General features: G+C 55.1%; 11 protein-coding genes. 6 read left to right on the top strand and 5 right to left on the bottom strand.

Going from position 1 to position 19,766, the window contains the following annotated elements:
* Positions 1-1,276 precede the first annotated feature (1,276 nt).
* Complete coding sequence (locus ACQZAB_RS00460; RefSeq protein WP_428386216.1) at positions 1,277-2,194, top strand: EamA family transporter; 918 nt, start codon at positions 1,277-1,279, stop codon at positions 2,192-2,194.
* A 53-nt stretch (positions 2,195-2,247) separates the two neighbouring features.
* Here ACQZAB_RS00460 and ACQZAB_RS00455 read toward each other — a convergent pair whose 3' ends face one another.
* The 3 genes from ACQZAB_RS00455 to ACQZAB_RS00445 all read right to left on the bottom strand — a co-directional run bounded on the left by ACQZAB_RS00455 (position 2,248) and on the right by ACQZAB_RS00445 (position 5,437).
* Positions 2,248-3,378 (bottom strand): hypothetical protein, encoded by a 1,131-nt coding sequence (locus ACQZAB_RS00455; RefSeq protein ID WP_428386215.1) that lies wholly within the window; start codon positions 3,376-3,378, stop codon positions 2,248-2,250.
* A gap of 187 nt (positions 3,379-3,565) precedes the next feature.
* Complete coding sequence (locus ACQZAB_RS00450) at positions 3,566-4,612, bottom strand: 2-hydroxyacid dehydrogenase (protein WP_428386214.1); 1,047 nt, start codon at positions 4,610-4,612, stop codon at positions 3,566-3,568.
* Between the two features lie 132 nt (positions 4,613-4,744).
* Positions 4,745-5,437 (bottom strand): hypothetical protein, encoded by a 693-nt coding sequence (locus ACQZAB_RS00445; protein ID WP_428386213.1) that lies wholly within the window; start codon positions 5,435-5,437, stop codon positions 4,745-4,747.
* Between the two features lie 767 nt (positions 5,438-6,204).
* Between ACQZAB_RS00445 and ACQZAB_RS00440 the strand changes: the two genes are divergently transcribed.
* Positions 6,205-6,651: a serine hydrolase domain-containing protein gene (locus tag ACQZAB_RS00440; protein ID WP_428386212.1), complete on the top strand. Its 447-nt coding sequence runs from the start codon at positions 6,205-6,207 to the stop codon at positions 6,649-6,651.
* Here ACQZAB_RS00440 and ACQZAB_RS00435 read toward each other — a convergent pair.
* Complete coding sequence (locus tag ACQZAB_RS00435) at positions 6,582-9,839, bottom strand: glycoside hydrolase family 2 TIM barrel-domain containing protein (protein ID WP_428386211.1); 3,258 nt, start codon at positions 9,837-9,839, stop codon at positions 6,582-6,584. The two genes, ACQZAB_RS00440 and ACQZAB_RS00435, sit on opposite strands and share 70 nt — an antisense overlap.
* Before the next feature lie 660 nt (positions 9,840-10,499).
* Here ACQZAB_RS00435 and ACQZAB_RS00430 point away from each other — a divergent pair.
* The 4 genes from ACQZAB_RS00430 to ACQZAB_RS00415 all read left to right on the top strand — a co-directional run bounded on the left by ACQZAB_RS00430 (position 10,500) and on the right by ACQZAB_RS00415 (position 17,412).
* Complete coding sequence (locus ACQZAB_RS00430; protein WP_428386210.1) at positions 10,500-11,924, top strand: pectate lyase; 1,425 nt, start codon at positions 10,500-10,502, stop codon at positions 11,922-11,924.
* Between the two features lie 1,004 nt (positions 11,925-12,928).
* On the top strand, positions 12,929-14,845 hold the full coding sequence (locus tag ACQZAB_RS00425) for a glycosyl hydrolase family 28-related protein (protein ID WP_428386209.1): 1,917 nt from the start codon (positions 12,929-12,931) through the stop codon (positions 14,843-14,845).
* Positions 14,846-15,279: 434 nt separating this feature from the next.
* On the top strand, positions 15,280-16,242 hold the full coding sequence (locus tag ACQZAB_RS00420; RefSeq protein WP_428386208.1) for a Gfo/Idh/MocA family protein: 963 nt from the start codon (positions 15,280-15,282) through the stop codon (positions 16,240-16,242).
* A gap of 162 nt (positions 16,243-16,404) precedes the next feature.
* The gene (locus tag ACQZAB_RS00415; RefSeq protein ID WP_428386207.1) at positions 16,405-17,412 is read left to right on the top strand and encodes a zinc-dependent alcohol dehydrogenase; all 1,008 of its coding nucleotides are present in this window, start codon (positions 16,405-16,407) and stop codon (positions 17,410-17,412) included.
* A gap of 173 nt (positions 17,413-17,585) precedes the next feature.
* On the opposite strand, the gene ACQZAB_RS00410 is transcribed toward ACQZAB_RS00415, so the two are convergent.
* Positions 17,586-18,281, bottom strand: coding sequence for a hypothetical protein (locus tag ACQZAB_RS00410; protein WP_428386206.1), 696 nt, complete (start codon positions 18,279-18,281; stop codon positions 17,586-17,588).
* Between the last annotated feature and the right edge of the window lie 1,485 nt (positions 18,282-19,766).

Raw genomic sequence — 19,766 nt, 5'->3', positions numbered from 1 at the left:
GATCCCGCCGATAGAGGTCGTGGGCGAGCTGATCAGCTGCCTGTCTGTCGCGTCGTTTCGTTGGCTTCCCCAGCGTCGCAGGGAGGCATCGAGGTAGTGTCTCAGCCGTAGGCGCGCACCGCTCTGGAGCTGCGTGATTCGCTGCGCAATCCCGGGCCGGTTGGGCTTAAGACCGAGCATCCTCCTGATCGATCGCAGAACTCTTTTTCTGAACCGACCACCAAAACGCCAGCTTGATCTGAACACAGCCTCTTCTCCGTGCTACCCGTTTGGTCCACGGCAGGCCGTGCCTGTGGAGGTTCACCACGCGGGGTCCATGAATGTGTGGGGTCCCTTCCCACACGAGATATGACAATCCACCTCTCCAGCAATCAATTCAAAACCAAACGTAGTCACTCACGCTCAATGAAAGGACTGTCTAAAACGCGTGATCAACATTCTCCAGATTCACACAACTCGCACGCCTCAAGGATGTAAGCATAACCCATTCTCTGTGGCTGCCAAGCTGTTTTTTTGCCTCAGATTGATATGGCTGTTGCACACAAAGCTGTGCTTGGCAGGGAGTTGCATGGGATTTTGTGGTTCGCCACGGCTAACAGATGTCTTAATTCTTGAAAGGCACCACCCAAGTACTTGCTGAGTCTTGTTCATGCAATCGAGCACCAACAATCACTCTTGGCATCTAAATTTGGCCCGAAGATGAGCGCTAATCTTGTTTCTCCATGCCCTTAGTGAGGTCATCCAAGAACTTCTGGATCTCGGCATCCTGGGTTGCCCATGAGCCGATGATGGCCCTCGCGGATGAAACGATAGAAGACCCAGTCGAGTTCGCGAAGTTGTTTGGCGACTGCTTCGGACCACTGAAGAAAGACCGCGTTGGCCTCGATCGGGTGGACCACAGAGCCAGGTGCGATCATTTCGATACCGCTTGCCAGTCTCTTGGCACAGTCGTTCGCGTGCCTCGCGTGCTTATGCCAGGCTCCATTTTCGGGCATGCCGATCCATGGCGCTGCGACACAGCGCATCTAGCTCGCCAGCTGCCCCGCCTGCTTGCATCTGCGATCGAAGTCTCGGGTTTCCTGCCGGTTGAAGAAGTCCATGGCTTCGCTGTTGAGCATCCCTAACTTGGTTCCGCCAAGGCAGAGCGCATCGACCTACGCCCGCCAAGTCAGATAAGCGGCAGAGCAGCCCGCTGAGGCCACGCCCTGCAAAAAGCCGGGCCCCATCAAGATGGAGCCGCAGGTCAGCGTATGTCAGCCCCCTATGATCGGCCTCGATGTCGTCGTCCTTCTATCTGGTCTATCCACTGATCGCAGCCATTTTGTATGCGCTGAGTGCTTGGTTCATGAAGGCGTCTCAGCGTTGTGGGCTCAACTCGGCACAGGTGACTCTCTGGGCGATGGCTGCGACAGCGGTCAGCTTCATGGCTGTGCATTATCCATGGCTGGATCAGCCCTGGCGTGAAGCGGTGGCTTGGGGACCGATTGTTGCGCTGGCCGTGATGTTCTATTTGGGACTCGCTGCAACGGTCGTCGCTCTCGATCGAGGGGCGGTGTCGCTTGCAACACCGATGCTGGGAACCAAAGTCGTCCTCGTGGCTGTGCTCGACGCGTTTGGTGCGGGTGGTCTCGTGTCGAGCCAGGATTGGATTGCTGCGGTTCTATCTATGGTGGGCGTGATTATCCTGGCCTGCTCCGGCAACCACGGCGAACAAGGCGGGCACGAACAGGGATTATCTCGCGACGCCGTCTGGATTGGTCTCTCGGTGTCCTTTGTTGCAGCCCTGTCGTTCTCGGCCTTTGATGTCGGCGTCAAGCATTGGTCTCTTGTCCACGGTTTTGGTCAGACCGTACCTCTTGCCATGGTGGTGGCTGTCGGCCTCTGCCTGACGCTGCCGAAGGTCACGGGTGAGCCTGTCTTTGTCTGGCCCCCATCGGGTCGGTCGTGGCTTGTGCTCGGGTCCTTGCTCTTTGCGGCACAGGCTTTGATTCTAATCTGGTCGCTCGGAGTGTTTGGCGATCCCACGGGCATCAATGTTGTCTACGGGACCCGGGGCGTCTGGAGTGTTCTACTCGTTGGGGTGCTTGCCACGCTTACACCGTCGGTCGAACGCTTTGGGTCACGCCGCGCTTTTGTGCTGCGACTTTCGGGTTCGCTGGTCATCTCTGCCGCGATCGTGGTGCTTCTTCTCTAGATTTGGTGGTTGCGGAAGCTGCTTTACTAGACAGCGGGCAATATGCGTGTCAGTCATTCGCTTGGGAGATAAGCCCACAGAGCGGGTCTGCCCACATTGCAGTGGACTGCGCGACCCAGCAGCGACAAACCCGCCAGACTCATGTAGACGGTGATGCGAGCCACATCCCATGCGGCGAGCATCGATGAGCCGTGTCCTCCCTGCCGTCGCGATGGGCTTCGGATGGGATGGAAGACGGTCTCCACCATCGCAGGGCGTCGCTGCTCAGCATCCTGGAGTGTATTGATGCTGTTCAGGGCATCATTGATCGATGATTCATCAAGTGTGCCGGACGCAGTCAAGCGGTGATCGATGGTTGTGGCTGCGTTGCGGCTGAGCGTTGGCAGAACAAGCAACCCGAGAAAAGACCACAGGGTGAAAGCGCAGGCGTACTGGATCACTCCGACCGCTGTCGCAAGTCCTTCGGAACCCACGGCTGAAGCGCTGATCGATGAGCCGGTCATGATGAAGACCAGGGCAAACAGTCTTCCACGCGCGAAGAGTCCTGACCGACCGGCTTCGGCTCTCCGTTGGCTGATGGCCTCGATTTGGCTCTTCGGGAAGCTCTCATGCCAGAGTTGAGGCTGAACATCCTGCCGAGGGTAGGTCATCCCGTCGAGCCCGCCGGTGAAGCCCTGATCTTCGGACGCCATCAAGGAGACCCCATCTTTAACGGCCGGAGTCAGTCTTGCCAGCAGTCGAGCGTACGGACGACGCAGCCACAGCAGAATCACGGACAGCGTCATGGTCCAGATCACCGCGCCGCCAGCGCCGAGTTGACTGGACGCAAAGAGCAGACCCATGGCACAGGCGAAGAGACAGATCGAGTGGACCGCCACGCCTCGGGACCAGTTAGCCAGATACCTCCAAAACGTTGGATGTGGCCGGTTGTACCGGTGCGGGAGAAGATAGCCGCCCAGCCAATCCAGGGGCGTGTGGATGAAGGCGTATAGGCCAACGAATGATGCGAGCACATAGGCATCAGGCTGTGACTCGAGCACAGGTTTGGACACATAGAGGAGGAGTAGCCCGGTGGCGGCAAGGAGCACCATGAGGCCAACGCCACTGATACCGAGCCAGAGCCGTGCTCGGCCATAGCCGTTATCCACCGGGGCAGTTGCAGCTGTATCTTGGCTTAAACGCATGCTGTGGATCGCATAGTGAAGGAACGTAGGCGGGATCAGCGGTAGGGGTAATCAAAGCAAATTGATGGGTTTTAGCAGCGACCAGAGGTTCTTCATTGTAGATACACAGTCCGTGCATGATGTCGTCTGTTTCCAGTCCTTCGCTGTTTCTTTCGCTTCGAGCGTTGGTCGGAAAATGCCGCTTGGCTCAACTGGGCTGAGGCATGCCGGGAATCCTATTACGGTTTGGAGGTGTGCCGTCTTTACTGATGCTGGAGAGATTCTCGATAGTTGTTGCCGCAATGGCGTCCAGCGCCTCTCGCGTAAAGAAGGCCTGGTGTGAGGTGACCAGGACATTCGAGAAGGTAAGCAGGCGTGCGAAGGTGTCATCCTGGAGAATCGAAGACGAACGATCCTCGAAGAACAGACCTTGCTCTTCTTCGTACACGTCCAACGCCACACCACTGAAATGATCGTCCTTGAGCGCTTGGATGAGTGCATGCGTATCGACGACCTCTCCACGCGCTGTGTTCACCAAAAGGGTTCCCTTTGGCATCAGAGAAATGGTTTTCTGATTGATCAATCGGTGTGTATGGTCGTTGAGTGGGCAGGTTAGACAAACAATGGTTGAAGACGGCAGAGCCCTCTCAAGGGATCGGTACTCAACGCCAGCAGCCAGCAACTCTTGAGATTGATTTGGATCCACGGCGATGACTTTGCATCCGAATCCCTGGAGGATGCGGAGGAGTACTGCGCCGATGGCACCCGCACCGACAACCGTAGCGGTCTTGCCGTGAAGGTCGGAGCCCAGCAAGCCGTCGAGTGAAAAGTTCTGTTCGCGGACACGCTGATGAGCACGGTGGATCTTTCGGTTGATCGAAAGCAACAGGCCAACGGTGTGCTCGGCCACCGCGTGCGGAGAGTAAGCGGGAACTCGTGCGACGCGAAAGCCGAGCTCTTTGGCCGAATCAATATCCAGATTGTTGTAGCCAGCGCAGCGCAAGACGACCGTCTGGCAACCACCCTCGGCAAGCGCACTGAGTGTCTCACGACTCAGGTCGTCATTGGTGAAGACGCAAGCCGCCTCGTATCCGGAGGCTAGACCCGCTGAACGCGGCGTCAGTCTTGGACCGGTCAGGCTCCCCGAGTCGAGATCATCGAGAAAGTCAAGGCTGTGCGGACGCCCCGCTCGTTCGTTGGCACCATTCAGCGATCTGCGGTCGTAGGGTCTTGCTGAGAAGACGGCGGTTTTCATGCTGTTCTCTGCAGATACGGGAATGCGTCAAGTTACGCGATTAACATGATGGGCTCAGCTTTTTTGGATTGATCAGCTGCGCCCACGCTATTTACTCTTGGGTTTCACGAGGCCCATCAGGTGTACGGGAATCTAGGCGGCATTTCTCGCCGAGTCGGCTCTGCGTCGCATCATCGCCAATAGCCCGCCGAGGCCGAGCAATGAGAGTGAAGCAGGGGTTGGCACCGTGAAGGTGACGAACTGATACGCGACCACCTCACCTGAATAAGGGGCAAGATCAGCCTGCGTGACGGCACCCGAGAAGATATCGTCGAGGGTGTTCGTGCCTAGCTTCCGCACTGCGAATCGCCGTTCTGCAGTAGTCAGTAGACCGTCCACGACAGTGAAGATATTATCGAGGCCCGTCTCCGGTTCACTCCCAAGCGACCCATCGATGGCGAAAAAGATCAGTGGTTCCGTTCCGACGGTGGGCGCAAACATGAAGCTGGGCGACTCGGCCGCCTGCCCCGCATCCTCGCAGACCGTAGCCATAATCACAGGATCCTCGTAATAGACGGTCGAAGGTTCCACGGCGACCCGATCGAGGCTCCCATGCAGAGTCGTGCCCAGAGCAAGCAGATCGACCGGCGGTCCCGGTGTGATCCCGTCAAACCGGATCGGTTCCTCGTCGCCAATGACAAAAGTCACATTTAGAAGGGCGCTGGGTGCCGTTGTTTGGTAGGAGAGGAAAACCCCACCTGCAGGCACCTGCGCGTCAGCTGGTGCGGATAGCCCCAGCAACAAGAACACACCGAAGCAAGAACTTCCAAGTAGACGGTTCGACATGACCAAGTTGCCTCCCAGTTATCGAAAAGCAATGCGCCCTGAAACAGACATGAAACTGCCACAAGCCTCTAAGGTAGTTGATTTTGACTAACAAGCTACCTGCTACACGTCGTCGTTCAATCCTGTTCTCATAAGTTATCTTAGAATACAGTCCTGCCTAAGGGAACTGTGACTCATAATCTAGAACTTGATCCAGGCGATGTTAAAAATCCGGGACGACTCTGGTCAGGGGTTTTCGAAGGAGCCTTAGCCATGAAGAAGCCTAGATGTTTTCGCCTTGCTTGGATCTGGAACTAGCTGCGGGTCATTGATGCTCGAGGCGAGCATCGAGACTGGCATCAAGATAGGGGGACGCGCAGCCCCATCATCATCCGAGATCCGGTTGTACCTAGTGACTGGGGGCGGGTCACTTGCGGCTACCCAATATCGGAAATGTCACCTGTACAAACCTCGGCAGGCCGGGGTATTTTTGAGAAACCTGACCGCAATACGCGACGCGCACCCGCGTTAGCCCTGCCATCAGCGTGCACGGAAGATAATACACCGGACCAAGATCTACCCGATGCCTCGCCACCGGCACCTACTCGTCAGGCTCCTCACCCTATCACTGTACCATTGCCTGGCACAGGCCGAGACCTTGCCGACCCTAACCAACCTCACCGAGGGTGCCCTATGGGTCTCAACGTTAACGAAGCCATCCCGGGCTTTGAGATCTAGGTTCTGCAGGACGGCCAGGCCCTCTATTAGGGGCGCTTGGAGCCTGGCACATGGGCGATATCGCCGCCGCCGACACCTCCATCAAGACCATGAGTGGCGCTCTGATGATGTCGGTGGCCGAGTCGAGTGTTCTGCCCTTTTCACTCGACAGCCGTATCAATGATTTCATACCCGAGTACAACACACCCGACAAACGCGACATCACCATCCGCCAGGCCCTCAGCCACACCTCCGGCCTCCCCGGCCTAGACGCCTCCTCGCTGATCCTCTCCAATCCCAACCTGAGCCTGCAGCCAGGCTGTGGCTCTGGGCGGAGCGTAACAATCTCCCAGACCTCCGCACATGAAGATGAACCCGATCCCAAAGCCTGTTTCTATCATGCTTCCGAGCGTGTTGTATCGCCGTCATGCTGCCTGAAGGTTATCGCTTACTCGGGGCGCGCGAGTTCGAGGACGACCTTGCCGCTGAAACTTTCGCCGGGTCTCAGCTCTTTCTGATCGAACCTGATTGATTTGGTGATGTGAGGGCTGGAACCGCCGCGGTGGAAGTTCAGCACGTGGAGCGTGTAGCCGTCGCCATCTGTACTGGGCAGGGCCTGGGCATGCAGGCCGTGGCCGTCGCCGATGATTCGGACGCCGTGGCCTGCTTCGTCGAAGAGACCGGCGGTGTAGATGTTGAACTTGGTGCTGCGGAAGTCTCTGGTGACCCCATCGGCCGCGAGGATCTGCGACCAGGGGATATCGGGCATCGGTTGGTCCTTCGGCGTCTGCGCAGCGATTATCTGAGCCTCATTCCAGCGTGGGTGGCCGGCGGCCGAGGCAACGCCGGCGGCTCTGCCGATGTGGTGCTCGGGGTAATCGGTCCAGCGTGCTCGGCGGTCCCAGTGCAGGCTGTTGAAGCTCGGGCCGGCTTGCAGGCCCAGGCCCGCGGAGAAGAGCTCCAGGTTGGCGAGGCTGGTCCAGACGAAGGCGTAGTTGATCTCAATGCGGCCGTCGTGGTGCAGGCTGGTGATGAAAGTTCCCTGCGCGCTGGTGTACCCGCCTTGCGCGATGACCGCGATCCGGTCGGGTTGTTCTAGCAGGGTGACGTGGCGTGCCTGCCAGTCAGTGGCCTGGTTGGTCAGAGCCGCCTCTCCCTGATTGCGGAAGTTGCGACGGAGAGACGGGAGCACCAAGAGCGTTGGTGAGCCGTCGAGGATGGTTGCATTCTCTTGGTTCACCTCTATTGAGGCGGATGTGAGAAGTCCGGTTGTCTGATCGATGTGGATTTCGGTTTGACCGGCTTGGATGATCCAGTGGCCGTATCGTTCGGCGTAGGTGGGTGGGGGCTCGATGCTGGCCTCGGCTTTCTTTCGGGCGGCACGTTGCTGCTCGCGGCGCTGTTCTCTGCGGACCTCGTCAGAAGCCGGGATGGTCAGGTTGAGTTCGTCGATGGTTCGGCCGGTCGGATCGATGATCTGCATGTTGACCCGGTGCATCTGGCTGGAAGTCATGGGGATGAAGAGGTGGCCGGTTGTTCGGGCCGGGGCCTCGACGTGAGCCTCCCCTTTCTGGTCGTCAACGTGACGCCAGCGGAAGGTGAGTTGGTTGAGATCTAGGAAGTCGTAGCGGTTGGCGACCTCGAATCTGGCGTGTTGGGAGGTCTCGTCGCGCACGCCTCGGGTGTTGAAGATCCGGACAGGTGCGTGGGTTTTCCTGACGTGCCAGGAGAGGTCATTGAGGTTGCGGTGAGCGTCGAAGACCCCGCCCCAGGAGACTTCTTTGGCGCCGATGTAGGGAGCGCCTTTGAAGTGGAAACCGCCTGCGAAGTGGGGGAACCGATAGAGCGCTTCGATGTGGGTGTCGGCGATGTGAGCCCAGAAGTCGTAGATGCCGGGGTCGAACTCGGTTTCTTTGGTGGGCTCGCCGGGGATTCCCATCCATTCGGTAAAGATGTTCGGGCGGTCGTCGGGGTAGTCCCAGGCGAGACCGCGAATGGTCGTTGGGTCTTCGGTATCGCCGATGCCGTAGTGAGGCCCCTCGGGGTTTTGCTCGTCGCGGGGGTAGTGGTCGTCGTTGAGGTCCATATGGGGGATGCTGACGCCTTCGCGTCGATCGGATCCGAAGAAGAGTGGACGCGTGCGGTCGCGGTGTTTCATGCCCGGGGCGGCGGTGCGGAACCAGTCGTAGTAGGGGCATTCGTTGGCGAGTCCCCAGGCGATGACCGAGGGGTTGGAGTAGTAGTTTTCGATCATGGTGGCGACGTGGTTGCGGTAGCCGGGTGCGATGTCGGGGTTGGCGCCGTGATCGCGGGTGATGCCGCGGGCGTAGATCATGAGGGTGACCATGGCTTCGACGGTGGTGTAGATGCCCATTTCGTCGCAGAGGTCGACGTAGGCGATGTCTGGTGTGGGTCGGGATCGAAGGGCGTTGAAGTTGACGTACTGGAACAGCTCGAGGTCTTTGCGGATGATTTCCTTGGGGACGGCTTCGCCTAGCTCGGGGTAAGTGATGTGGTAGTTCGTGCCCCGGAGTTTGACGGGTCGGTCGTTGAGTCTGAGTTCGTATCCGACGACCTCGATGGTTCTGAAGCCGAATCGCTGGCTGGCGGACATGATTCTGGTTGGTGTGTCGGAGCCGTTGTTGTTCTGGCTGAGCATGGCGGTGATGTGGTAGAGGTGCGGGGTTTCGGCTGTCCACTGCCTGACGTTCTCGGCCTTGAGCGGCACAGTGAGGTGCATCGTCTGGCGGGGCGCGATGGGTGGGAGCATGATCTCAGAGGCGTCGAGGAGTCTCACGGGATTCTTGGAAGCGGTGTCGTCCGTGACGGTGAAGCCGAGGCGGCGTTGTGTGGCGGGTTCATCGGCGTCATTGGTGATCGCGAGGTGGACGTTAAGGGTGGCGGGTTTCCCGTCTTCGACGTCGGCATCGACCTGCAGGCGTGAGAGGTGGGTCTGGGGTAGTGCCTGTAGGTAGACGTTGCGGTTGATGCCGCCTAGCTCTCGGCGTGACCAGTAGGTGACGAGGGAGGTTTCCACCGTCAGTGTGATCTCATTTGGCTGGCCGGGCTTGATCCAGGGGGTGATGTCGAACTCGCTTGGGAGTGTGGCGATGTCGTTTTCACCGACGGGCTGGCCGTTGACCCAGACTCGGGTCAAGCCGTCGACGCTTTCGAATCTGAGGATGACGGTTTGGTCCTGCCAGCCGGCGGGCACATCGAACGACTTTCGATAGGCGACGGGCACGCCAAACTCGGCGTGCATTCTGGGGTGACCCTGGAAGGCGAAGTGCCCGGGTATATTTACTTTCTGCCAGTCGCTGGCTGAATCTCCCGAGCCATCGAAAGTAGCGGGCACTTCATGGATGAAGTCCCAGGTGCCGTTGAGGCTGAGCCGGTTGTTGGCGATCCCGGGTATATCTAGTGTACGGGGCGTGAGACGGATGTACGGCAGGGCTTCGACGGTGTTTGGCCCCATTCGACTGGCGGCTGTTTCCGCACGCTGGTTGGCGGTGGATGTCTGATCGACCGGGTTGTTGAAGTCGAGTTGTTCGACGTCGGGGAGAGTAGCGGGACTAGCGTGTTGGGCGCTGAGTTCTGAAGGTGCGAGGATCAGCAGCAGGACTAACAGGAGGCGAGCGAGATAAGTATGGCTGGCGTCTTGTCCATGTATGAAAGCCGTTACCGACTTGTTTGAGCTGGTATTCATGCACAGATCCTAACTGCGTCTCTCCCAGCACGCTGATCTATCCGGAATGCTGGTTTTTGCACATGATTCGATGTTGTTTTAACGAGGTCGTTTGAATCAAGAAGTCACTGTTCACTGAGGTGCAGATCGCGTTTGCTTCGCATCAGACCGAGGACAACAAGCCGCTACAAGAGAAGAGAATCACGGTTGAAATGACTGGTCTGGGTTCGACACGACCCTCGAGCTATTTTTTCCTAGTCGGCCAATGCTTAGTTGGCCATGACTTCCATGACCCGGTGCACCATGCATTTTTGTTGATGCGTCAGCCGATGCCAGATCGTGACCAGCTGCGACAGCGAAGGCACTGACTGATTCACTACAAACGTGCCAGCACCTACCTGTAAATCTAGTTCTTCGAGTTAGTCGCGGAAGATCCATTTAGGACTGCCCATCCGGAGGTTGCAGGCTGATAAGTAAACCTCGCAAATACTACAAACGATGCGAACCAGTACGAGTTCAAGCGAAACTTGCAAAGAGTGCGAATCGCGCTATCTTCATCCAATACCCAGGCTTATAGGGGCTTTTCGGCGACCTTGGATTTCTTCTTCCCAAGCTGAATGTCGCCGGTTCGAGTCCGGTCACCCGCTTTCACGCATCGGTACAATGGTGAGGGAGGCCCTCATGCTGACGTCGTCGATCCGAGCCGCTCTCATCCTGGTCGTATTAGTCTTTGCCGGTCCTGCCTCGAGAGCGGCGGGAGATCCGTTGCGGGCTAGGGCCGTCGAAGCACTGCGCACAGCCGCGTCGTACTACGTCGAGCACGTTGCGACCCACGGCGGCTACGTCTACCACTACGACCTCGATGACGGAACGAGATGGGGTGAGGGCGAGGCGACCGTAGATCAGATCTGGGTTCAGCCGCCCGGGACGCCGACGGTGGGCATGGCATATCTCGACGCGTACGGAGCCACCGGCGAAAGGTTCTATCTGGATGCCGCCACGGACGCAGCGCTGGCACTGGCCTACGGACAGCTGAAGTCCGGCGGGTGGACAAACAGCATCGATTTCGACCCCGACGGGCAACGGGTGTCCGACTACCGCAACGGGAAGGGGCGGGGCCGCAACGTTTCATCGCTCGATGATGGGCAGTCACAATCCGCACTCATGCTCATGATCCGCGCGGACCGTGCGCATGAGTTCCGTCACGAACAGATCAGCGAGATCGCTCGCATCGGGCTTGATGCGCTGCTTGCCGCGCAGTTTCCAAACGGCGGATTCCCGCAGATCTGGAGGGGGCCGGTCGGTGAACGGCCCGTGATTCCAGCACGTTTTCCCGACGGTGATTGGCAACATGCAAAGCGCATCAAGAACTACTGGGACATGTACACGCTCAACGACAACGTCTGCGGGTACGTCGCGCAGGTGCTTGTGCTCGCCCACGAGACCTACGACGATCCTCGGTACCTTGCGGCATTAAGGAAACTGGGCGACTTCCTCGTCTTGGCTCAGTTGCCAGAGCCTCAGCGCGGGTGGGCCCAGCAATACGACGAGGCGATGCACCCGATCTGGGCGCGTCGGTTCGAGCCGCCCGCGATCGCGAGTGACGAGACGCAGGAGGCGATCGCGACGCTGCTCACTATCGCGTCGGTCACCGGCGATGACAAGTATCTAGAGCCCCTGCCTGCGGCGCTCCGTTATCTTCAGCGTTCCACGCTCGAAGATGGACGACTTGCGCGCTACTACGAGTTGGAGACCAACCGGCCGCTGTACATGCGTCGTCGCGGACGTGACTACGAGCCGACATTCAGCGACGAGAATCTGCCCGGGAACTACGCTTGGAAGGTCGAATCCCGCATTGACGAACTGAGACAGCGACTCCGCCGGGTACAGCGGGGCATCGCTGAACCGCGGCCTCGTGTACCGGTGAGCGATGTCCGACGGGTGCTCCGGGAACTGGACGATCAGGGCCGCTGGGTCAGTATCTACGACGGCGGGCGTCTGGTAGGCCAGCCGATCTTTGAGCCTGGCGACAGGTATCTGTGCAGCCAAAGGTTCAGCGAGAACGTGTCCCTCCTGAGCAGGTTCATCGCCGAGCGAGAAGACTGATGCCATGCCCGGTGAGGGCGGTCAGATGTTCCGGCACACAGTGCGCGATGTAGACCCCCTCTACACCGCGCGACGGCCGCAGATCGGCCGGATCCGCCGCAAGACCCGCATTGCTTGCAATCCAGAACCCTCGGCGATAGCGTCGCTTACGCGTTTCGGATCTGCAGCCTGGGGCATTCCCAAGCTGAATGTCGCCAGTTCAAGTCCGGTCACCCGCTATTGCTTTTGTGGACAGTGCATATAACCGCACGCACTTAGAGGCAATGGTTGTTTGGGGGCAAGTCTCACGGCCTATTCAAATGCCTCGACTTGGGCAAGCGGCGTTCTCCAATGGGCTTGGATTCGTCTTGGGCTCGCAGGTTGACCGTCAGCCGCCCTAGCTGTTGGTCATAGGTCTCAGAGGACGGTCTTTCATCGACAGAGGCGCAGCTAAACAACTTTGCAATTCTGGTTCATCGTGTCAGATTTGCAAGGATCACTCTTGGTCGGATGGCTGGTGTTGCGCTGGCCTCTTGAAGTCACTGACCCGCAGTGGGCAGAGCTGAAAGTCACGGCAAGGGAAAACCTTGGGGATTTCTACGGCGCTTCTACCGTTGGCGACGCTGACCAGCAGACTACTGGTCTCAGAGGGAGAAGTGATCTGCGACAGCAGATCGAGAAAGTTAATTGTTGACAAAACATAAGCAGACATTAAAATCTTCTTAAATCATGAACAGATGACCGCTAGGACGCTCGCGGTAGTTAAGCAGATTTCAACTTAGACACCATTCGCATGCGAATTATAAATGCAATCTGCGTATGGCTTTATCGCACTTACAGAAGGAGAATGACGGATGATCAGGCGTGCGTATTACAGCTCAAGCAGTTATTCGTGCAGGACCACTGATAGCTACAGGTGGCTAACTCGCATTCATTTTGTGCTCTTGTGCCCCCTGATGATTCTGCATTGTGTGCGACCATCCTTCGCCGGGATCGTATTCCCAAGTGACTCACGTGTCGTCGATGTGAGTGCCGCACCCTACAACGCCAATGCAGACGATGGCAGGGATGATACAGCAGCCATTCAAAGAGCTCTGGATGACCACGCAAATGCCAATACGATTATCTACCTTCCTGAAGGTACTTATAACGTATCTAACACGCTGCATTGGCCACTCGGCTCCAGCGGTGGAAATCGATCAAAACGGACAATCCTGCAGGGGGCAGGTTCTGATCTATCGATTATCAAACTTGCCGATGACGCGCCGGGCTTTAATGATGTAACTAATCGTAAGGGTGTGATTAATACAGGAGCAGCGCCCGCACAGAGATTCCGCAACGCAATACACAACCTTACTGTGAATACAGGCTCAGGTAATAGCGGGGCAGCCGGTATCCAGTTTATAGCCAATAACCAGGGAACAGTGAAGGACGTCAAGATTAAGAGTGGCGACGGAGCTGGAGCAGTAGGGCTTGACCTATCCTTCACGGATGAGATTGGCCCTGCAATGATACGCGACATCCATGTGGATGGCTTCGACGTCGGCATCAAGATCGGCTATACAGTTAATAGTACAACATATGAGAATATTACGCTTCAGAACCAGAGAACAGCCGGCATCTACCACAGTGGTCAGTTTGTTGCCATGCGTAATATTAGAAGTAATAATATTGTTCCGGCTATTAACATTGTATCTAATGGGATGGTCACACTCGATGGTGCGTGCTTCGATGTGCCAACTGGGAGTAGTCCACATAGTGCGATCAATCTAAGTAGCCAAGCAGCGCTTGTTGCTCGCGATGTGTATACTGTTGGCTATTCGAAGAGTATCCAGAGTAGTTCCAAGGTTGTGCCGAGCGGATATATCGATCATTTCGTCAGCCATCAGGTCCTGCAACTATTTGATTCACCCAAGCGTTCACTGGGTCTTGAGGTTAGGCCAACACCAGAGCTACCGCTGCCTTCTTTAGACAACTGGATCAGCCCCATAGAGTTCGGGGGCAATGGGGACTCTGGAGATCGAGGCGATGATACCGCAGCGATTCAAAGGGCAATTGATGCTGCTGCGGCGGAAGGGAAAACCACTGTCTACCTGCCTAATGGCCAATGGACCATTAACGGCACATTGCAGCTGCGCGGCACAGTGGAACGCATCATTGGCACAGAGACCCGCATTCGTGGTAATGGTACAATACGAATCAGTGAGGGTACATCCGATACTGTCGTCATTGAGCGAATCACCGAAGCATATGGTACGAACATCAAAATAGATCATCGCGCTAACCGAGACCTTGTTATCCGTAACTACTCCCGACATACAGAGGGCGGCTACTCGAACAGGGGGGGTGGTGATTTATATCTCGAAGACGTTGTTGGTGGCGAGTGGGTTTTTAAAGATATCAATGTATGGGCACGACAGTTTAATGTAGAGAATCAAGGATCTAAGATAATCAATGACGGGGGAAATCTCTGGATACTGGGGCTTAAGACCGAGAGGGGCGGCACGGTTGTGGAGACAGTTAATGGCGGATCAACTGAGATACTTGGTGCTCTAGTCTATGCTACAGGCGCGCCGAAAGTCGAGCCGATGTTTATTAACAATGAGTCGAGTCTGTCGGTATCCATCGGTGAAGCAAACTTCCATAGCCCTCCACGCAACTACAACATCTTAGTAGAAGAGACAAGAGATGGCGTTACGAAGAGACTGTATGCATCAGATGCTTACGTCGGGTATGGCAATGGCAGTCTGATACCACTGTATGTCGGCTACGTCCCCGAGCCTTCAACACTCTGCGTACTTGGGATAGGTGCTTCTGTTGTAGTTCGGTCGCGAAAGCAATCAGGTAAGAGTATGCGATGTGCCAAAGTAGCAGTCCATGATATTATGAATGTATCGCGTGCATGCGTGTCGCGTGGCTCCGTCGAAGAAGTCTCTACCTGAATAGTTTACGCTCGAAGATATGGTGCGGTAGCTAAGAAATGACGGGTTCATGTATCGAATAAGGAGTTGTTAAGTATCTCATCCATGTGACTCTGTGAGATCTTAATAGATAGTGTATGCAGTCGGTGTAATCAATCGATGTACGAGACACATTATACAGCAGGAATATGGTAAAAGATAAACTTGTATAATCAGAATAATAATGCAACATATGAATGTTCTATGCCAAACAGGGCAAGCCAGCTTAGTAAGCTAAGGTATGCACATATAACAAGACAATGCGCTCGAAGTGAAAGCTCGTAACGGATGAACGTCTATCAGATGCATCATGCTAGCTATGGTGCGAAGAAATTCACAGGTACATACATTCACATGTTGACTAGTTGTTTCATGGTGGCAGCTGCAGTTCAAGTTTATGTCTTGAGGCATCCACTATGTCAGAAGTCGTAAGAATTGGTCTTCTGGGAGCGTCGCAAATCGTCAAGAATCGCCACGCTTCTGCTCTGGCTCAGGCGCGAAACGCGGAAGTTATAGGTGTAGCTAGCCGCAGTCAGGATAAGGCTGCAACGTATGCCGAGACTCTTGCGCTTGGCAAGCCATACACCTACGAAGGTATGCTGGCCGATCCTCATATCGATGCCATACTATGTACACTGCCAATGAGCCTGCATTGTGAGTGGATTATTCGTTCACTTGAAGCAGGTAAGCACGTGCTATGCGAGAAGCCCATGGTTCTAAGCGAAGGCGAGGCCATCAATATCAGGCAAGCCTGTCGAAGGAACGGCAAAGTGGCTATGGAGGCATTCAGTCACCTCTTCACCGACCAAATGACCGTCATACCGAAGTTGCTAGCTAGCCGCCGAATAGGCGATATACGTATCATTCGTGCAGAAGTACTCTACCCAACCTATGACTGGGATAACGATACGCGTGCCAAGACGGAGCTCGGCGGTCGAGTTCTTTATGAAGCAGGATGTTATTGCATGAAAAGCATCCGCGACTGGATGGCAGATGAGCCAGATGAGTACAAAGGCATGGCAGTGCATCGAGAAGACGGACTTCTTCAGACGTCGTACGCTGGATTAATGAGTTTTCCAAAGAGTCGTATCGCGTATTTGTGTACCTCTATGGAGACCAAGTTTCGGGCGGTGGCTGACATCATAGGCACAGAGGGGCGCATTGAGGTATGTGATCTATTCGATGGAAAGACTCTCCGCGTCGTACCAACAAATGGTGACCCGGAGGAGATTCAGCTACAGACCCGTGACAGATTCTGTACTATGATTGAGTCCTTCTGTGACAGCGTCATACACGATCTGCCGCCTAGAGTCACAATTGACGATTCATTGGCAAATATTAGAGCGCTCAGTAAATTAGATAGCTCAGCGTATACATGACTATCATAATACGATGAGTAACTATATGCAACTACAGATGGCATAATTCATACTTAATCTGTCATGACCGCCAACTGACTATATGATATCAGTACGCATCCGTCATCGATAGGTACGAAGTATCATTCGGCACTCAACTATACTATGAACCTAGACTATGATATGAGCAGTGACATGCCCTCGCGTATCCTTCAAGACTCCATTCGATCAATCGAGTTTCCGCTGCGTGATAATGTCGGCTGGCGTATTGATGAGCTACCGTCTTGCGAAGCATCACAGGTTCTTATCGAGGTGACGCACTCGGGCATGTCCAACGGCACCGAACGCAGCTTCATGGTCGGTGGACCATATGGAGGCTCGAAGTGGCCATGTCAGTGCGGCTATCAGCTTGTTGGAATAGTACGAACAGTTGGTGAATCGATGGATCATCGGTTGATTGGAAAGCGCGTGTTCTGCGGTCATTTCGGTCGCCATGCCTCACATGTCGTGGTCAATAGGCTTCAGTGCGATGACTCAGACAACCTTACGGTCGAGCTGCCAGAAGACTTGTGCTCCGAGCACGCGTGTATGCTGGGTGTCGCCTCTGTATCATTAAGAGATGTTAAGTTGTGCGATCTCCGTGAAGGTCAGAGAGTTCTAGTAATCGGGGCAGGATTGATTGGGCAGTTTGCCGCACAAGCAGCACGTTCCATGGGGACAGAGGTCACGCTTGCAAGTCGCAGTATTCATCGACTCTCAGTTGCTCAGCAATGTGGTATAAGTACAACGCTTGAAATTCCTGATAACGATAGCTGGCAGCAGTTGCAGGGCGCTGGCTTCGATGTCTGCATCGAAACCAGCGGTGCAGAAATTCTCCAGCCCTTACTTGGTCGCGGCCGAGGGGATCCTGGTGTTCTTCGTTATGGTGGCAGGCTCTTCCTTTCAGGTGGACGACATCTTGTCACCTATGACTGTCTTGCTGCTCAATCTCAGGCGATTCATATACTGCATGCGACACACTTCACACGTGATGACTTGATACAGATGGTCGGACTTATGCAACAGGGTGTCATTACAGTTGCTCCACTGATATCGTCGGTTACGCCAGTCTCGCGAATGCAAGAGGCTTATAAGCAGCTACTAGTCGCTCCAGGGTCTATGCTGGGGACCATTTTTGATTGGCATCACTGAATTGGGCTTGCAATGTAGTCAACATCGTCTACAACGAGAGTCATAGCCTGCCTGCAAAATCAGCGTGTATGCAACTATGCACTTGCGATTAATCAGTGATCACTATGGCTCTTGGGTAGCGTGCATATAAAGTGGGTGATAGACGCAGATTGTCGGCATAGCCACAAGGGTGTCTAATCGAGCCTCTTGCATAGTAGGTCAGCTAAGCATCGACCCATCCGCGCGTGTCCGTCGCGTGTGGGGTGAATCAGATCGGCAGTCAGCCAGGAGTACTCGTGCAGCACGTCGGGCCCCTCGATCAGCGAGAGATTTGGATGAGCTTGCGCTCGGCTGGTGCAGGCGTCCCGCAGAACTTCATCAAACCTGTTCTGGCGCGCGATTACTGCCGGATCGCCAAGCCTCAGATGAGCATGATTCGGCAGTACAGTGATGACAAATACCGGTCGACCCGTGTTGACGAACAGATCGAGCGCGGTATTGACGCGACGCTCAAACTCGTCAGGCTCGATGCGCCCGCGCAGGTTGACTCCCCACTCGAGCGTGGTGAAGTCCCAGTCGCAGTCATCTACCAGATAGCGTGCCGTGCTTTCCTCCAAGCCGCAGCTCCCGCTCATGCCCTTGTTCAAGACATCTATCTTGAGGAGCCGTGCGGCCTCATGGATGTAGCCGTGTGAACTGGCCTCTGTGATCGACGAGCCGTAAGCCAGCCAACGCGTTCTCGGCAGAGACTCCGGACTGGGCTTGCGATACGGCTGCCCGTAGGTATCGATGTCATGAAGGTAAAGCACCCCGTTATCGACCACGAGTCGAATTACGTCGAGCCCGTAGGTACACTGCGCCTGGACATTTCTTGGGAAATCCTTGAGCATCTCCGCTCGAAAAAGCTTTAACTCATAATGGCGGCCAGGCTCGAGGGTCGTGCTCTGCAGCCAAAAGTCGCCTTGGTACGTCTCAACCTGAGCGCCGTCGGGGGAAGATATACGGAAGAGTATCGGGTCCGCGTCCGTACTCAGGCGCACCTCGCACCCGTTAGACATTCGCGCGGCTATCTTCCCCCTCGGTATCAGGTACTTTGTTTCAAGGTGTAGTGGGAAACGGGAGAGATGTACGGCGCCGGGTGATCCCGGCACCGTAACTGCTTCAGCGACATTGAATAGTTCGATACAATCAAGATCCATGATTACGTGTACTTCCAAGGATTATATGGCGAGACACTTTAATGAAATTAGCATATCGAATTACGAATTATATTGCAATATGAACTATCGCGATGGTCTATTGGTACTACATATACGGGGCAAATAGTAATGGCTAAGCTGCAATCGTGATCTTGTGCCTAGCCGGTGCTTGCTTAGGGTGCGAGTGAGGGTTATCAACAGTTCTCAACACACAAACTGTAAGTCCCAAAAACCATCTGCAGCTTACAAGATTCAATCTATGAAAAAATCAAGTGTAGCTATGCCGCCAGTAAGCTCGCTAACAAATGCTCTGCGGTAGTTGGTTATTACCCGAAGACTATGCAGCCCTTGTTTTAAACTTCTTACATCAAAACCCATAGGGCCTCAATAAAAAGCAGAACCATTAAGTTGTAATATAGAATCATCTATGGTGTCGTCTGTGTCAACATAGCCACAGCTTGCAGCAAGTATATCATCTATAAGATACTCAACTCTATTTAGGCGATACTCCTCTGATAATGGGTGGTAGTAAGGGGCGTGTACACGCAGATCAATAACTGACCAGTCATAAACTGCGGCACCCACCGGAAGCCCTGTCACTACACATGCCGGAACCTTACTCGTATGAGGTGGGCATGGACCCGGCGGCAAAGAACCCGTGAGGTGAGCGACCTGTCGGCAAAGATTCCACTTTGCAGGTGTTGTCGGACGCCAGTTAACCGGGACTGACTGATAGCCTTCATTATAATCGTTCACACCCTGATTATAGAGAGCTACCCCAGTGTTCGTTTCGAGTGCCGGTTCAATACAAGCCGCGCCGCTCACTTCCTGACAGAAAAGAAGCGTCTTGAGACCAAATCTCTCTATTGTGTGTCGAAAGCTCTCTGAGTCACGCCTCACGATAGATGGGGACGCGTTCTGCTCGCCATGCGACAAGAAATCGACAGAAGCAAGCACTCTTGCTGATGGTGCACTTGGATTCCAATATCCCGCCGTTAACAAGAAACGTCCATCCGAGATAGCCCTCGCATAATGAATAAACTCGTGTACGTAATCGCCAGTACAAAGGCGATGGGAGTAAACATTATCTGGTTCATGCACGACTTCAAGAATAACATTTGTGTGATTGCCATCTATGAGATGCCTAATGACACTCCCCACGCAAGTGCGAACGAG

The sequence above is a fragment of the Mucisphaera sp. genome (genome assembly GCF_965279675.1).
In the GTDB taxonomy this organism is placed as follows: domain Bacteria; phylum Planctomycetota; class Phycisphaerae; order Phycisphaerales; family Phycisphaeraceae; genus Mucisphaera.
This window is presented reverse-complemented; position numbering and strand designations above follow the sequence as displayed.

Bases quoted from the DNA above. Each gene is read 5' to 3' on its own strand.
- ACQZAB_RS00460 (WP_428386216.1), top strand. From the start codon at position 1,277: ATGTCGTCGTCCTTCTATCTGGTCTATCCACTGATCGCAGCCATTTTG.
- ACQZAB_RS00455 (WP_428386215.1), bottom strand. From the start codon at position 3,378: ATGCGTTTAAGCCAAGATACAGCTGCAACTGCCCCGGTGGATAACGGC.
- ACQZAB_RS00450 (WP_428386214.1), bottom strand. From the start codon at position 4,612: ATGAAAACCGCCGTCTTCTCAGCAAGACCCTACGACCGCAGATCGCTG.
- ACQZAB_RS00445 (WP_428386213.1), bottom strand. From the start codon at position 5,437: ATGTCGAACCGTCTACTTGGAAGTTCTTGCTTCGGTGTGTTCTTGTTG.
- ACQZAB_RS00440 (WP_428386212.1), top strand. From the start codon at position 6,205: ATGGGCGATATCGCCGCCGCCGACACCTCCATCAAGACCATGAGTGGC.
- ACQZAB_RS00435 (WP_428386211.1), bottom strand. From the start codon at position 9,839: ATGAATACCAGCTCAAACAAGTCGGTAACGGCTTTCATACATGGACAA.
- ACQZAB_RS00430 (WP_428386210.1), top strand. From the start codon at position 10,500: ATGCTGACGTCGTCGATCCGAGCCGCTCTCATCCTGGTCGTATTAGTC.
- ACQZAB_RS00420 (WP_428386208.1), top strand. From the start codon at position 15,280: ATGTCAGAAGTCGTAAGAATTGGTCTTCTGGGAGCGTCGCAAATCGTC.
- ACQZAB_RS00415 (WP_428386207.1), top strand. From the start codon at position 16,405: ATGAGCAGTGACATGCCCTCGCGTATCCTTCAAGACTCCATTCGATCA.
- ACQZAB_RS00410 (WP_428386206.1), bottom strand. From the start codon at position 18,281: ATGCTCAAGGATTTCCCAAGAAATGTCCAGGCGCAGTGTACCTACGGG.